The sequence below is a fragment of the Kribbella voronezhensis genome, from assembly GCF_004365175.1.
GTDB classification, from domain to species: domain Bacteria; phylum Actinomycetota; class Actinomycetes; order Propionibacteriales; family Kribbellaceae; genus Kribbella; species Kribbella voronezhensis.
Genome location: NZ_SOCE01000001.1, coordinates 2,470,034 through 2,485,390 on the forward strand (window position 1 = coordinate 2,470,034; position 15,357 = coordinate 2,485,390).

Consider the following 15,357-nt stretch of genomic DNA (forward strand, 5'->3'; position numbering starts at 1 on the left):
GGGAGCTTGTCGAGCGGCGACGGAGGAGCCGCGACTGGGGTGGGCGGGAGCGACCGACGGAGGAGGGCGCGTGGGAAAGAAGCACCCCCGCCTGGGTGAGGCGGGGGTGCGTCGTACTAGTGGAAGAAGTGGCGGGTGTTGGTGAAGTACATGGTGATGCCGGCCTTGGTGGCGGCTTCGATGGCGGCGTCGTCCCGGATGGAGCCGCCGGGCTGGACGACGGCTTTGACGCCTGCGTCGATGAGGACCTCGAGGCCGTCGGGGAAGGGGAAGAAGGCGTCCGAGGCGGCGACGGAGCCGGCCGCGCGGTCGGCGGCGCGGGAGACGGCGAGGCGGCAGGAGTCGACGCGGTTGACCTGGCCCATGCCGACGCCGACCGAGGCGCCGTCCGCGGCCAGCAGGATCGCGTTGGACTTGACCGCCCGGCAGGCTTTCCAGGCGAAGGCGAGGTCGGCGAGCACCTCGTCGGAGGCGGCCGGACCGGCGGCCAGTTGCCAGCCGGACGGGTCGTCGCCGGGCGCCTGGAAGACGTCCTTCTGCTGCATCAGCAGCCCGCCGCTGATCGCGCGGAACTCGACCGGCTGAGCTGAGGTATCCGGTCCGCAGACCAGCAGGCGGATGTTCTTCTTCGCCTGCAGCACCTCGACCGCGCCGTCTTCGAAACCAGGCGCGACGAGCACCTCGGTGAAGATCTCCGCGACCTGCTTGGCCAGCTCGACCGAGACCGGGCGGTTGGTGGCGATCACGCCGCCGTACGCCGAGACCGGGTCGCACTCGTGGGCGCGCCGGTGCGCCTCGGCGATGTCCTTGCCGACCGCGATGCCGCACGGGTTCGCGTGCTTGATGATCGCGACGGCCGGCTCGGTGAAGTCGTACGCCGTACGCCGGGCCGCGTCCGCGTCGACGTAGTTGTTGTACGACATCTCCTTGCCGTGCAGCTGCTCGGCCGAGGCCAGCCCGGATCCGCCGTTGCTGTAGAGCGCAGCCGGCTGGTGCGGGTTCTCGCCGTACCGCAGGACCGCCTTCTTCTCCCACGAAGCGCCGACCCACGCCGGGAAGCCCGAGCCTTCGCTGCTGTCCGTGAGCACGTTGCCCATCCAGGACGCCACAGCCACGTCGTACTCCGCGGTGTGCACGAAGGCCGCAGCAGCCAGCCGCTGCCGCTGCTCCAGCGAGAACCCACCCTCCCCAAGCACGGCATAGACATCTGAGTACTGCGAAGGCGAGGTCACCACGGCAACGTTCGCGTGGTTCTTGGCCGCGCCGCGGACCATCGACGGACCACCGATGTCGATCTGCTCGACACACTCGTCCACCGACGCGCCCGAGGCGACCGTCTCGCTGAACGGGTACAGGTTGCTGACCAGCAGGTCGAACGGCTCGACGCGCATCTCGGCGAGCTGCTCCACGTGGTCGGGCTTGCGGACGTCGGCGAGCAGACCGGCGTGCACCTTCGGGTGCAGCGTCTTCACCCGCCCGTCCAGGCACTCGGGGAACCCGGTGAGGTCTTCCACCTTGGTCACCGGTACGCCGGCCGCGGCGATCCGGGCGGCGGTGGAGCCGGTCGACACCAGCTGGACCCCGGCGTCGGACAGCGCCTTCGCGAGCTCCTCCAGACCGGTCTTGTCGTAGACGCTGATCAGCGCCCGGCGGATCGGCCTGCGGTCGGTGCTCACTTCAGTCGAACCTTTCGTCCGGTGATGGTCCAGCCGTCGCGGACCAGCCGGCCGACCCACTCCACCAGCTGGCGGCGTTCGACCTCCTTGATCCGTTCGGTCAGGGTTTCTTCGGTGTCGTCGTCCTCGACGGGCACGACGACCTGGCTGATGATCGGCCCGGTGTCGACCCCGCCGTCGACGAAGAACAGGGTCGCGCCGGCCACCTTGACGCCGTACTCGAGCGCGTCGCGAGGCCCGTGGATACCGGGGAACGCGGGCAGCAGCGCGTTGTGGGTGTTGATGTAGCGATCGCCGAACGCCCCGAGGAAGTCGTCGCCGACCAGCTTCAGGAAGCCGGCCGAGATGACCAGATCGGGCTTGTACTCCGCCACGGAAGCCGTCAGTGCACGGTCCCACGCAGCGCGCTCGGCGTGGTCCTTCACCTTGTGCACGAAGGTCGGCACGCCCGCGGCGGCGGCCCGGTCGAGCCCGGCGATCCCCTCGCGATCCGCGCCGACGGCGACCACCTGCGCGCCGTACGCCGGGTCTTCGCAGGCGTCCAGCAGTGCTTGCAGGTTCGAACCGGAACCCGAGATCAGCACGACCAGACGCGCGGGGGCATTCGGGTCAGTCACCCGGCAAACCCTATCGCTCGATGCCTCCGGGTCCGGTGTCGGCCTCCGGTACCCCCGGGCGCCGGGCCGCGACGACACCGGCGGTGATCGCCGCGCCGATCGCCATCCCGGCCGTCAGTACCCCGGCCGCCGGAATCGCGCCGGGGATGCCCACCTCGGCCATCCGGCCCGGTCCGGCCGCACCGCCCGCGAGCACCATCAGGACGAGCAGGGCGAGTCCGCCGAGCAGGGCCGCGATCGCCCCTCGCAGCGCGAACGCGTCCCACCCGAGCGCCTCGGCCTCCACCGTCTTCAGCCCGCGCCGCGTGATCACCAGCCCAGCGACCACACCGGCGGCCAGTGGCACCACAGCAGTCAGCACGAGCAGGTACGTCGACGTAGCGCCGTCAGCCGGTACTGCGGCCAGCAGCGGCAGCGCGGGGAGATTCCCCACCACGACGCCGGTCGGTGCGACCGAGGTCCCCACGCCGAGCTGGAAGCCGGGACCGGCGACGAACGCCACGACGTACAGCAGCACGTTGGGCAGCAGCATCAGGCAGAGCGCGAACAGCACGACCGAACCGACCACGCCCGCGTCCAGGAGTTCCAGCATCGAGGTGACCCGCGAGAAGTGGATCGCCAGGATCACGGCGTACAGGAGTGAGGCTGTGGCGATCACTGTCAGTACTGCGGCAGCAGCAGCCGGTACTGCGTCACGCAGGCCGGTCGGGGTCGCATCGGCGATGTCCGCAGCGGCACCCGACTCCACCAGGACCCCAGCAGTGCCGGCCACGATTGCCAGGGTGGCAGCACCGAGGAAAGCCGACACCGGCGACACCTTGACGGTGTTGTCCGACGTCAGCAGGGCAATGATCAGCGCGCCGAGCCCGTACGTGACCGCAAGAGCTCCGGACGCCACGGCGAGTTCGCCGGTCTTGTCGGCTCCGCTGACCCGCGCGGTGAACCGGCCGGCGCGGTACAGGCACCAGGCCAGGAACAGGGTGAGGCCGAGCGGAGCGATCGTCACAGAGCCGCCACCGAACGTGGCACCGGCCTTGTGCGCGACCAGCCACACCGTGGCACCGGCGCGGACGGCCCCGGAGGCACCACCGAAGGAGGCCGCCAGCCAGCCGATCACCGCGACCGCGGCACACGCCAGCAGACCGGTCAGCAGGCAGGCGCCGGCGCCGATCACGGCCGACAGCAGCACCGGTTTCGTCGGTGCGGCGACGGACGGGTCGGGCGGCTGCGGGGATCCGCCGTCACGGCTGCCTGGGCGGCTCAGCATGTCGGTCATCTGAGCTCCATCGTCGCCCGCGGAGAGGGGACCGCTCGTGCGGACACGCCGAGGTATGGAAGACTTCGGCAGGCTGGCTCTCCGGGTGTATGCCGGGCCACCGGGTACCGTCGGGCGGAATCAGTCAGGAGGTCGAGAGCGAGTGTCGGGTTCCCACCGCGCGCCACGCGGCGGTAGTCGTGCCGCGGCTCGGCAGGCACGCCGGGCGCAGGCCCGCCGTCGTAACCAGCTGATCGGCGCCGGCGCGGCTGTCCTGATCCTGGTCGGTGGCGGTGGCATCGCCGCGGTCAACGCGTTCGGCGGCGGCGACTCCCCCGGCTCCAAGGCCGGCACCGGCGACGACAAGTCCGCCGGCTCGAGCCTGTTGTCCGATGCCAAGTCGCTGATCGACGTTCCGGCCGCCAAGTCGCTGAGCCCGGCCGGCACCTGGGCGATCGCCGCGACCGCCGACGGCAGCAGCGCGCCGGACAAGTCGTTCGTCTGCCAGCCGCAACGCTTCGCCGACCCGGCCGGCGTCCGGACCTGGGTCCGCACCTTCCGCAACGCGGCCACCAAGGAGTCCGCGGTCCAGTACGTCGAGGTCTCGAACGACTCGACCGCGGCGGACAAGACCTACGCGACGATCACCGGCTGGCTCAGCGGCTGCCTCACCCCGCAGGTGCGCCTGATCGCGAGCTACACCACCACCGGACTGGGCGAGCGCGGCGTCGTCGCCGTCTTCGGCCAGCCCACCGGTGAGAAGACCAGCAACTACAAGACCATCTCGGTGACCACGGCCGGCCAGGCCACGATGGTGCTCGAACACGACAGCGCCGGCACCGCGGTCCCCAAACCCGACGCCGTGCTCAGTACCGCGGGCGCCGGGCTGAAGCGGATCTGCGACCAGCCGGGCGCCAACTGCACCACCGGTACGCCGACGGCGTCCCCCGCGTTGCTCCCGAGCAACGAGTCGGCCGGCTTCATGGCACCGATCGACCTGCCCGTGCTGGCGTCGGTGAACAAACCCTGGGTGAGCGCGAGCACGACGACCCGGACCGGGACCGGCTGCGAGAAGATCGATCTCAAGAAGGCGAAGGCGACGGGGTACAAGTCGCTCACCTACGTGACGCCGGACGCCGACGTGCCGACCGAGTTCGGTCTGGACGCCACGGTGTCGAGCTATGCCAATGCGACGGCGGCGACCGCCTTCGTCACCGGGATCCGCAAGAACGTGGACAGCTGCGCCAAGGCCACCTCCGACGCCGTGAAGGTCAAGACGACCAGCACCATCTCGGTCGGCGCGATCAAGGGCGAGGCCTGGCGGGCGGCGTACGACACCGGCGGCGGCAAGGTCTTCACCTACCGGATCGGGATCGCCTCCAACGGGTCGAACGCCGTCTACATCCTGTTCCCGGTGCTGAAGAACCTGGACATCAGCGACAACGCCTTCGCCGACGTACTCGTGCGTGCCGCCGAGCGCTGCACGGCGTACAAGTAAGTCCTTCGCACAAACAACAGCGGCCCCGGGAAGTCCCGGGGCCGCTCTTGCGTACTGCGTACTACTTGCTCAGGTCCTGCATGATCGCGCGCATCAGGTTGGCGGTCTCGGACGGCGTCTTGCCGACCTTGACGCCGACGGCCTCGAGGGCCTCCTGCTTGGCGGCCGCCGTACCGGAGGAGCCGGACACGATGGCGCCGGCGTGGCCCATCGTCTTGCCCTCCGGGGCGGTGAAGCCCGCGACGTAGCCGACGACCGGCTTGGTCACGTTCTCCTTGATGAACGCGGCCGCCCGCTCCTCGGCGTCACCACCGATCTCACCGATCATCACGATCGCGTCGGTGTCCGGGTCGTCCTGGAACGCCCGCAGCGCGTCGATGTGGGTCGTCCCGATGATCGGGTCGCCACCGATCCCGATCGCCGTGGAGAAGCCGAAGTCGCTCAGCTCGTACATCATCTGGTAGGTCAGCGTGCCCGACTTCGACACCAGACCGATCCGGCCGGCACCGGCGATGTTCGCCGGGATGATGCCTGCGTTGGCCTCGCCGGGGGTGATGATGCCCGGGCAGTTCGGCCCGATGATCCGGGTCGTGCCGGAGGCCTGCGCGTGCGCGAAGAACTCCGCGGTGTCGTGCACCGGGACGCCTTCGGTGATCACGACGACCAGCGCGACGCCGGCGTCGATGGCCTCGAAGACCGCGCCCTTGGTGAACTTCGGCGGCACGAAGACGACCGACACGTCGGCACCGGTCTCCTTGACCGCCTCGGCGACCGAGCCGAAGACCGAGATGGCCTTACCGTCGAAATCGACCGACTGGCCGCCCTTGCCGGGCGTCACGCCGCCGACGATGTTGGTGCCGGAGGCAAGCATCCGGGTGGTGTGCTTGGTGCCCTCGGAGCCGGTCATGCCCTGGACGATGACCTTGCTGTCCTTGGTGAGGAAGATCGACATGTCCGTTGTCCCTTACTTCGCTGCCAGCTCGGCGGCCCGCTTGGCCGCGCCGTCCATCGTGTCCACGCGCTCGAGACCGGCCAGGCCGGCGTTGTCGAGGATCCGGCGACCCTCCTCGGCGTTGTTGCCGTCCAGCCGGACGACCAGCGGCTTGCTCACGTGCTCGTCGCGGCCCGCGAGCAGCTCGAAGGCCTGCACGATTCCGTTGGCGACCGCGTCACAGGCGGTGATGCCGCCGAAGACGTTGACGAAGACGCTCTCCACCTGCGGGTCGGAGATGATGATCTCCAGGCCGTTCGCCATCACCTCGGCCGAGGCGCCGCCACCGATGTCGAGGAAGTTGGCCGGCTTGACGCCGCCACTGTTGCCGTCTGAATAGGCCTCACCGGCGTAGGCCACGACGTCCAGCGTGCTCATCACGAGCCCGGCGCCGTTGCCGATGATGCCGACCGAACCGTCGAGCTTGACGTAGTTGAGACCCTTGGCCTTGGCCTTCGCCTCCAGCGGGTCCTCGGCCGAGGAGTCGGCGAAGGCGGCGTGCTCGGGGTGCCGGAAGTCCGCGTTCTCGTCCAGGGTGACCTTGCCGTCGAGGGCTTCCATCGAGCCGTCGGCCAGCTTGACCAGCGGGTTCACCTCGACCAGCGAGGCGTCCTCGGTGACGAAGACCTGGTACAGCTTGGCGATCTCGACCGCCGCGACGTCGAGCACGTCGGCCGGGTAGCCGGCCTGCTCGGCGATCTCGCGCGCCTTGGCCTCGTCGACACCGGTCGCCGGGTCGATCGAGATCTTGGCGACCGCGTCCGGGTTGGTGTGCGCGACCTCCTCGATCTCCATCCCGCCGGCGGCGGAGGCGATGCACAGGTAGTTGCGGTTGGCCCGGTCGATCAGGAAGGAGAAGTAGTACTCCTCGGCGATCGCGGCGGCCGGGACGATGTTCAGCGTCCGGACCACGTGGCCCTTGATGTCCAGGCCGAGGATCGCGCGGGCGTGCTCTTCGGCCTCGTCGGGCGAGGAGGCGAGCTTGACGCCGCCTGCCTTGCCCCGGCCACCGGTCAGCACCTGGGCCTTGACGACCACCTTGCCACCGATCTTCTCGGCCGCGGCGCGGGCTTCCTCGGGCGTGGTGACGACCTCACCGACCGTCGTCCGCACACCGTGCTTGGCGAAGACAGTCTTCGCCTGGTACTCCATCAGATCCACGACTGTGGTCCCTCTCTCGCCTGTTCGGGTTGGGCCGCGACGACAGGTGACTGTTGCGGTGCACGAAAAGGTGTGCTGGGGCACGGTCGCCGGCGCGTTCCGTTGCCTGAGACTAGCCACCTTCACCACCGCGGCGACAGCCGGGGTACGCGCTGAGACGACTGTCACAGCCCTCTTGCGGCTGCGTGAAAGGCTGGACCGCATGACAGAACAAGCGAGCAGACCAGTTGACGACTGGTGGCGCAGCGCCGTCGTGTACCAGGTGTACCCGCGGTCGTTCGCCGACGCGGACGGTGACGGGACGGGCGACGTGAACGGGATCCGGGCCCGGCTGCCGTACCTGGCCGACCTCGGCATCGACGCGATCTGGATCAGCCCGTGGTACCCGTCCCCGCTGCTGGATGGCGGCTACGACGTGTCCGACTACCGCGACATCAACCCCGAGTTCGGCACGCTGGCCGACGCGGACGCGCTGATCGCGGAGGCGCACGCGCTCGGGATCCGGATCCTGATCGACCTGGTGCCGAACCACTGCTCCTGGGAGCACCCGTGGTTCAAGGCCGCGCTGGCCGCCGGCAAGGGGTCGCCGGAGCGGGAGCGGTTCTGGTTCCGCGACAGCAAGGAGGGCGGCCTGCCGCCGACGAACTGGCCGGCCGCGTTCGGTGGGCCGGCCTGGCAGCAGATCGAGGACGGGCAGTGGTACCTGCACCTGTTCGACATCTCCCAGCCGGACTGGAACTGGGACCATCCCGACGTGATCGCCGAGTTCGACTCGATCCTGCGGTTCTGGTTCGACCGCGGCATCGACGGCTTCCGGATCGACGTGGCCGACTCGATGGCCAAGGACCCCACCCTGCCCGACGTCCCGCTGCACGAGGACGGCGAGCCGACCCGGGAGAAGTACGTCGGCAACCCGTTCTACGACCAGCCCGCGGTGCACACGATCCATCAGCGCTGGCGCGCGATCGCCGACGAGTACGCCGGTACGCCGCAAGGCCCGCGGGTGTTCGTCGCCGAAGCCTGGTTGTCGCCGGCCGAGCGACTGGCGCAGTACGTGCGACCCCACGAGCTGCACTCCGCGTTCAACTTCGACGTACTGCGGTGTGCCTGGGACGCCAAGGAACTCCGGGAGGTGATCGACCACACCACCGAGAACCTGTGGGCCGTCGGCGCACCGGCGACCTGGGTGCTGAGCAACCACGACACCGTCCGGCACCGCACTCGCTACGGCCGGGACCAGCGCGAGGCCCTGGAGGGCGCCGGTGTGGTCCCGACGGATCTCGAACTCGGCCGGCGCCGGGCCCGCGCGGCCGCGCTGCTCGAGCTCGCGCTTCCCGGTGGTGCGTACATCTACCAGGGCGACGAGCTCGGTCTGCCCGAGGTGGAGGACCTGCCGGAAGAGGTGCTGGACGATCCGACCTGGGAGCGGTCGGGGCACACCGTGCGCGGTCGCGACGGTTGCCGGGTGCCGATTCCGTGGAGCGGCAGCGAACCGCCGTACGGGTTCGGTAGTGGGGACGGACAGCCGTGGTTGCCGCAGCCGGCCGACTGGGCTCCGCTGACGGCCGAGGCCGAGGCGGCCGATCCGGACAGCCACCTTTCGCTCTACAAGGCGGCGCTGCGGATCCGCCGGGCCGAGGAGGCTCTCGGCGAAGGCCGGCTCAGCTGGGACTCCGACGCTCCGGCCGGTGTTCTCTCGTTCACCCGGGACCCGGGCTTCCGGTGTGTCGTCAACCTGGGCGCCGGCCCGATCGACCTGCCCGCCGACGCCGAAGTACTGCTGTCGAGTGAACCGCTGGCCGACGGCAAGCTGCCCAGCGATGCCACCGCCTGGCTGAAGGTCTGAGAAACCAAGGAGGCCGGGGCAGTGGATGCCCCGGCCTCTCTTGTCGCTCGTTCAGCGCCGGCGATCCCGGTCCTCGCGATCGCGACGGTCCCGCTCCTCGCGGTCCCGGCGGTCCTGCTCCTCACGGTCCCGGCGGTCCCGGTCTTCGCGATCGCGCCGGTTTCGCTCGTCTCCGTAGCTCATTTCACACCTCCGGCTGTCGTCTGCGACCTTACGCCTGCCGGGACGGCTACTTCACCCCGCCGGCGGTCAGACCGGCCACGATGCGCCGCTGGAACAGCAGCACCGCGATCACGAGCGGGATCGTGACCACCACGCCGGCGGCCATCTGGCTGCCGAACGGCTGGTCCCGGCCGGTCGTGCCGGTGAACTGCGAGATGATCACGTTCGCCGTCTGCACCGACTTCTTGTTGGTCATGCTCAGCGCGATCAGGAACTCGTTCCACGCGGCGATGAAGGTGATGATCGCCGTGGTGAACACACCGGGCGCCGCCAACGGGATGATCACCTTGCGGAACGCCTGCGCCGGCGTACAGCCGTCGACCATCGCCGCCTGCTCGAGTTCCCGCGGCATCTGCCGGAAGAACGCGGTCAGGTTCCACACCGCCAGCGGCAGTGCGAACGACAGGCTGGGCACGATCATCGCCTGGTAGGTGTTGATCCACTTGATGTTGATGAACAACTTCAGCAGCGGGATCACCAGCGAGATCCCGGGGAACATCGACGTGGTGATGATGATCGCCAGCACCGCGTTCTTGAACTTGAAGTCCAGCCGGGCCAGCGTGTACGCCGCGACCATGCCGATCAGCAGGGTCAGGATCGTCACCGTGCCGGCCACGATCAGGCTGTTCAGCAGGCCTTTGCCGAACCCGTTGCTGCCGCTGAAGACGTCCTTGAAGTTCTGGATCGAGAACGGTGCCGGGATCAGCTTGTTGGAGAACTGGTCGCTCGGCCGCCGGAACGCCGAGACGGCCATCCAGTAGAACGGCGCCAGACAGTAGATGACGATGACGCCCACGCCGACCAGCGGCGCCCACTTACGCCAGGGGCTGGCCTCGGCCGCGGCAACCTTCACGTTCGTGCTCATCACTGACCTCCCGCAAGGCTTGCCTCGGCCGCACCCGGCGCTGCGATCGCACGGCGGCGTTTCTTCTTGCCACCGGGCAGCTTCGCCCGGGCCTCGCCGATCACGTCGGCACCGAGCAGTTTCACGAACACGTAGGCGACCGCCGCGACGTACAGGAACAGGACAGTCGCGTACGCCGCCGCCGGCCCGTATCTGGTGTTGAACGCTTCGTCGTAGCCAAGCATCGACAACGTCTCCACCGACGGCTTGTGCGGACCGACCAGCACGTAGGGCAGGTCGAAGATCCGCAGCGTGTCGAGGATGCGGAACAGTACCGCGACCAGCAGCGCCGGTTTGACCAGCGGCAACGTGATCCGGCGGAACGTCTGCAGCACACTCGCGCCGTCCACCTTCGCCGCCTCGTACACCTCGGCCGGAATGGTCTGCAGACCGGCCAGCACCAGCAGACCGATGAACGGCGCGGTCTTCCAGGTGTCGGCGATGATGATCGACAACTTGGCCTGCCAGCCGTCGGTCGACCACAGGATCTGCGAGCCGATCAAGGTGTTCGCGATGCCGTCGGCCTGGAAGATCCACTTCCACAGCAGCGCCGACACCACGGTCGGGATGGCCCACGGCACCAGGATCGCGGCCCGGACGACGGACCGGCCCTTGAACGCCTTGTGCATGATGAGGGCCATCGCCACACCGAGCACGGTTTCCAGCACGACGCACACGACCGTGAAGAAGGTCGTGTTGTAGAAAGCGGTCCAGAAGCGGCTGCCGGTGTCGCCGCTGAAGATGGCCGCGTAGTTGTCGAGCCCGACGAAGGTGGAACCCTTGACGACGAACCCGTTGGCGTCAAGCTTCGTACCGCTCGTGTACAGCGACTCCCGCAACGCGGAGACGATCGGGTACAGCACGACCAGAGCGAGCACGATCAGCGTCGGCGAGAGCAGAATCGCCGCCAGCCGGCCGGTGCCCTCGTTGAAACTCGTGACGCGCTTACTGGCTTTGGACTCCGACCTGTTGTTGATCGGGGCGGACTCACTCATCTCTGCCTCCTTCTGATTCCGGGGCAACCCGGGTTAGGGACAGGACGGGGCCGGCGCGCGGCAGGATCGCCACACACCGGCCCCGGCCGCTATGTCACTGAGTGATGAGTGAGGTCAGCTTGGTCTGCAGGTCGGTGAGGGCCTGCTTGGGCTGCGTCTTACCGCTCAGAGCGTTGTACGCCGCATCCTGGATCGCTGCGGTGACATCGCCGTACTTGACCACGCGCGGCCGCGGCTGGGCGCCCAGGATCGAAGCCTTGAGCGGAGCCAGGTACGGGAACTGCTTGTTCAGCGCCGGGTCGTCGTAGAGCGACGCGTAGGTCGGTGCCTGCGAACTGCCCGACAGGTTCACCTTCTGCCGCGCCTCGCTGGCCATGAAGTTGATGAAGTCGACAGCCGTCGCCTTGTTCTTGGCGAACTTGCTGATCGCGTAGTCGTGACCACCGAGCGACGAGACGCCCGGGCCGGACTTGCCCGGCAGCGGAGCGACACCGAACTTGTTCACGATCTTCGACGAACCATCGGTCTTCTGGGCGAGCGCGTACACGTACGGCCAGTTGCGGTGGAAGAGCAGCTTGCCCTCCTGGAAGGCGCGCCGGCCTTCCTCTTCCTTGTAGGTGATCGCGGCCTTCGGGATGGCCCCGGTGCTGAAGCCCTTCGTGAGCTCCTCGAGACCGGCCAGCGCCTCCGGCGTGTCGACGTTCGGCTTGCCGTCCTTGTCGACGACAACACCGCCGGCGGAGTTGATGGCCTCGGAGAAGTTCACCGTGAGGCCTTCGTACTTCTCGAACTGGCCGGCGTAGCAGCTCATCCCCTTGGCCGAGGGAACCTTCGCCTGCACGGCCAGACAGGCCGCGAGCATCTCGTCCCACGTCTTCGGCACCTGCACGCCCGCCTGGTCCAGCAGGTCCTTGCGGTAGTAGAGCAGACCACCGTCGGAGGTGATCGGCACCGCGTACAGCTTGTCGCGGTACTTGGCCGTCTCGACCGTCGCAGGGATCAGCTTCGGCAGATCAGGGAACTTGTCCTCGGGCAACGGCTCGATCCATTGGTTCGCCGCGAACTCCGACGTCCAGACGACGTCCATGTTCAGCACGCTGAACGCGTCGGACTGGTTCTGCGCGTTCTGCACCATCTGCTGACGCTGGTCGTTGGCGTTCTCCGGAAGCTCCTTGATCTCGACCTTCTCGTCGGGGTGCTGGGAGTTCCACGCCGCGACCTGCTTCGGCAGGAAGCCGGAGGTGTCCTTGCCGGTGGCAAAGGTGATCGGGCCGTGCCCTTCGAGCGCGCCGCCGCCCCCGCTGGAGTTCTTGTCCCCGCTGTCACCGCCACACGCTGACGCGAGCAACACCAGGCTGCTCGCGACACCCAAGGCCACGGCCCGGCGTGTGTGTGATCGTTCAAACCTCATCGTGTACCTGCCCTCTCCCGATGGGACTCACTTGGTCCTGCGTCGATGGTTCGCAGTCCCCCACCGTCCTGCGAGCCGCCCTATCCGGACAGTAACCGAGATCGGGGGCGATGTGTCCTGAGCCACACACCTTGCCGAACTCAGCGTCATGAACGAACAAACGCATGGCTGTATGCGACCGCGATTCGACGGCCCGCACAACCAGGTGTTTCTTAACGATTCGGTATTACCGATCAGTAACCGAATCACTCGGCTGCGGAGAGTCGCCGCGGTACGCCACCCGGTAGGGGCTCAGGCGGTGGCGGAGGCGTCGCCGACGTTGCCGCGGACCCACTCGACGATCTCGGCGGTCGTCGCACCCGGGGTGAAAATCTTGTGCACGCCGAGCTCGGCCAGCGGCTGCAGGTCGGCGTCGGGGATGATCCCGCCGCCGAACACCACGATGTCGTCCGCCTCCCGCTCGGTGAGCAGCTCGCGGACCTTCTTGAACAGGGTCATGTGCGCGCCGGAGAGCACCGACAGGCCGATCGCGTCGGCGTCCTCGGCGATCGCGGTCTCCACGATCTGCTCCGGGGTCTGGTGCAGGCCGGTGTAGATGACCTCCATCCCGGCATCGCGCAGCGCCCGGGCGACCACCTTCGCGCCGCGGTCATGGCCGTCCAGTCCCGGCTTGGCGACGACAACTCTCAACGGGCTCGTGGCTGACATGCCCGCAGGCTATCCGAGCCGCACCTCACGGATAAGACACGGAGCCGTGTGTTCCCGGCCACGCGAACTGGGAACCGGTTACCGTGAAAAGAGATCGGACCAGTCAGCGGGGGGTCTGATTCAGTGAGGAGACGCCGATGAGCATCTTTGACGCCCTCGACGGACTCAGGTACGGCGCGCGCTCGGCGCTGTCACCTCGCGTCCTCCAAGGTGCTGCCGTCGAACTCGGCTGGATCACCACCCATCTGGCGATGTACCCGCTCGGCCTGGTCGGCGGCTCGCGGTACTCGGCGGACCGGCTCAACCTCGCCGGGCTCACCCCGGCCCAGCGCAGCCTGCTGGTCGGCGACGTGAGCGCCGCCGGTACGCCGATCCTGCTCGCGCACGGGATCATCGACAACCACACCATCTTCGCGCTGATGCGGCGCCATCTGCTCCGGCGCGGATTCACCCGGATCCACACGTTCTCGTACTCGCCGCTGACGCTCGACGTCCGCAGTACGGCCGAACGGCTGGGAGCCGAGATCGAGAAGATCTGCGAGGAGTCCGGGTCCGACCGACTGCACGTGATCGGGCACAGCCTGGGCGGACTGATCGCGCGGTACTACGTGCAGCGGCTCGGCGGCGACCAGCGGGTGCACACCTGCGTGACGCTCGGGACGCCGCATCAGGGGACCGTCGCCGCGCGCCTGCTGCCCTGGCCGCTCGTGAAGCAACTACGTCCGGACAGCGACTTGATGGCGGAGCTGGCCGAGCCGGCTCCGGGCTGCCGGACCAGGTTCGTCGCCTTCTACAGCGATGTCGACCAACTGATCGTGCCGCAGCGACGGGCCCGGATCAGGCACCCGGATCTGATCGCGCACAACGTCCGGGTCAACGGCGTCGGCCATTTGTCGCTGCCCTTCCACGGCGAGGTGGTCCACCAGATCACCGGCGTGCTGTCACATCTCGATGAACAGGACACAGTTGCCTAACGAGTTTCGCTGACCCCGCAGCTTGTTCCGCGCTCAGAGCGGATGCACGTGCAGCCGCGCATGCAAAGGTTTCGTGAAGGAGACCCGGAAAAGTGGGTGGCGGGGTTTGTCGGCTCGTGACCCATCCGTTATGGTGCTTGAACCTCCGGGGGGAATAAACCCCGGAGGTGGACAGTGCCCCTCCCCTGTGACCGAAAGGCCACGTTGTGTCCCAGCACCGTGCCGCGGCTAGCCGCGTCACGCCAGGCAACGCTGCGCGGAATGCCAACGCGGCGCGTCACAGTGCCAAGCATCGTGTAGCCCGGCGTAACACCCCCAGCAGTACCCAGATCGTCGGTTTGACCGCAGCGCTGGCAGCTGCGGCCGGAGCCGTGGGCTTCAGCTACAGCTCACTGGCCTCCCCGACACAGGCGAACTCGGCGATCAACCTCGCCGCCCTGAACCTGGGCGACAACCAGCTCTCCGAGGTGACCACCGCCCGGATCGAGCGGCGCCAGCTGGCCACCAGGGACTCCTCCCGCGTCGAACTCACCGGCGCGGATCTGAACAAGAAGCAGGCCGCGGCCGACCGGTTCGCCCGGGCCCGGGCCGCGAAGCTGGACGCCACCCGGGCACTGACCGCCAAGCGCGCGATCGCGCTGGCCGCCGCCAAGGCCGCCGCGGAGAACGCCCGCACCTCCCCGACCCGCTGCGAGATGATGATCTCCGGCTACCACATCACCGCCGGCTTCGGTCAGGCCGGCGGCCGCTGGGCCCGCAACCACACCGGCACCGACTTCGCCGCCCCGATCGGCACCCCGATCCGCTCGGTGATGAAGGGCGTCGTGCTGAGCGCCGAGTTCGCCGGGCCGTACGGACGGCAGGTCCGGATCCGGCACGAGGACGGCACCGAGACCTGGTACAACCACATGTCGAAGTTCAGCGTGACGGTCGGCGAGACCGTGTACGCCGGCGACCAGGTCGGCGCGGTCGGCGTCACCGGCAACACCACCGGCCCGCACCTGCACTTCGAGGTCCGCCCCGACGGTGGCGACCCGGTCGACCCGATGCCCTGGCTGCGCAACCACTGCGGCCTGAACCCCTGACCCACCCCATTCAT

At 68.5% G+C, this 15,357-nt stretch carries 13 protein-coding genes; 4 read left to right on the forward strand and 9 right to left on the reverse strand.

Annotated elements, in window-relative coordinates; genetic code table 11:
* Positions 1-116 precede the first annotated feature (116 nt).
* From purH to EV138_RS11165, 3 genes are read right to left on the reverse strand one after another with little or no spacing between them, the layout of a single operon-like run.
* Positions 117-1,676, reverse strand: a complete 1,560-nt coding sequence (purH, locus tag EV138_RS11155; RefSeq protein WP_133978389.1) for a bifunctional phosphoribosylaminoimidazolecarboxamide formyltransferase/IMP cyclohydrolase — start codon at positions 1,674-1,676, stop codon at positions 117-119.
* Positions 1,673-2,293, reverse strand: a complete 621-nt coding sequence (gene purN / locus EV138_RS11160) for a phosphoribosylglycinamide formyltransferase (protein ID WP_133978391.1) — start codon at positions 2,291-2,293, stop codon at positions 1,673-1,675. Before purN ends, purH begins: the two co-directional genes overlap by 4 nt.
* Positions 2,294-2,303: 10 nt before the next feature.
* Positions 2,304-3,569, reverse strand: coding sequence for a cell division protein PerM (locus EV138_RS11165; protein WP_133978393.1), 1,266 nt, complete (start codon positions 3,567-3,569; stop codon positions 2,304-2,306).
* A gap of 142 nt (positions 3,570-3,711) precedes the next feature.
* On the opposite strand from EV138_RS11165, the gene EV138_RS11170 reads away from it, so the two are divergent.
* A complete protein-coding gene (locus EV138_RS11170; RefSeq protein ID WP_238158066.1) occupies positions 3,712-5,046 on the forward strand; it encodes a hypothetical protein in 1,335 nt (444 codons plus the stop codon).
* A gap of 61 nt (positions 5,047-5,107) precedes the next feature.
* On the opposite strand, the gene sucD is transcribed toward EV138_RS11170, so the two are convergent.
* Positions 5,108-5,998: a succinate--CoA ligase subunit alpha gene (gene sucD, locus EV138_RS11175; RefSeq protein ID WP_133978395.1), complete on the reverse strand. Its 891-nt coding sequence runs from the start codon at positions 5,996-5,998 to the stop codon at positions 5,108-5,110.
* 12 nt (positions 5,999-6,010) lie between these two features.
* Positions 6,011-7,198, reverse strand: a complete 1,188-nt coding sequence (gene sucC / locus EV138_RS11180) for an ADP-forming succinate--CoA ligase subunit beta (RefSeq protein ID WP_133978397.1) — start codon at positions 7,196-7,198, stop codon at positions 6,011-6,013.
* Between the two features lie 202 nt (positions 7,199-7,400).
* On the opposite strand from sucC, the gene EV138_RS11185 reads away from it, so the two are divergent.
* On the forward strand, positions 7,401-9,044 hold the full coding sequence (locus EV138_RS11185; protein WP_133978399.1) for a glycoside hydrolase family 13 protein: 1,644 nt from the start codon (positions 7,401-7,403) through the stop codon (positions 9,042-9,044).
* A gap of 229 nt (positions 9,045-9,273) precedes the next feature.
* On the opposite strand, the gene EV138_RS11190 is transcribed toward EV138_RS11185, so the two are convergent.
* The 4 genes from EV138_RS11190 to icmB all read right to left on the reverse strand — a co-directional run bounded on the left by EV138_RS11190 (position 9,274) and on the right by icmB (position 13,284).
* Positions 9,274-10,131, reverse strand: a complete 858-nt coding sequence (locus EV138_RS11190; protein ID WP_133978401.1) for a carbohydrate ABC transporter permease — start codon at positions 10,129-10,131, stop codon at positions 9,274-9,276.
* The gene (locus EV138_RS11195) at positions 10,131-11,165 is read right to left on the reverse strand and encodes a carbohydrate ABC transporter permease (RefSeq protein WP_133978403.1); all 1,035 of its coding nucleotides are present in this window, start codon (positions 11,163-11,165) and stop codon (positions 10,131-10,133) included. The genes EV138_RS11190 and EV138_RS11195 overlap by 1 nt, the downstream gene beginning before the upstream one ends.
* Positions 11,166-11,259: 94 nt before the next feature.
* Positions 11,260-12,576, reverse strand: coding sequence for an ABC transporter substrate-binding protein (locus EV138_RS11200; RefSeq protein WP_133978405.1), 1,317 nt, complete (start codon positions 12,574-12,576; stop codon positions 11,260-11,262).
* Between the two features lie 291 nt (positions 12,577-12,867).
* Positions 12,868-13,284, reverse strand: coding sequence for a coenzyme B12-dependent isobutyryl CoA mutase small subunit (icmB, locus tag EV138_RS11205; protein WP_112246280.1), 417 nt, complete (start codon positions 13,282-13,284; stop codon positions 12,868-12,870).
* 137 nt (positions 13,285-13,421) lie between these two features.
* Between icmB and EV138_RS11210 the strand changes: the two genes are divergently transcribed.
* Together EV138_RS11210 and EV138_RS11215 are read left to right on the forward strand one after the other, a co-directional pair.
* A complete protein-coding gene (locus EV138_RS11210; protein WP_133978407.1) occupies positions 13,422-14,258 on the forward strand; it encodes an esterase/lipase family protein in 837 nt (278 codons plus the stop codon).
* Between the two features lie 338 nt (positions 14,259-14,596).
* Positions 14,597-15,343 carry a M23 family metallopeptidase gene (locus EV138_RS11215; protein WP_133978409.1) on the forward strand — a complete coding sequence of 249 codons (747 nt, stop codon included), beginning with the start codon at positions 14,597-14,599 and terminating at the stop codon, positions 15,341-15,343.
* Positions 15,344-15,357 lie beyond the last annotated feature (14 nt).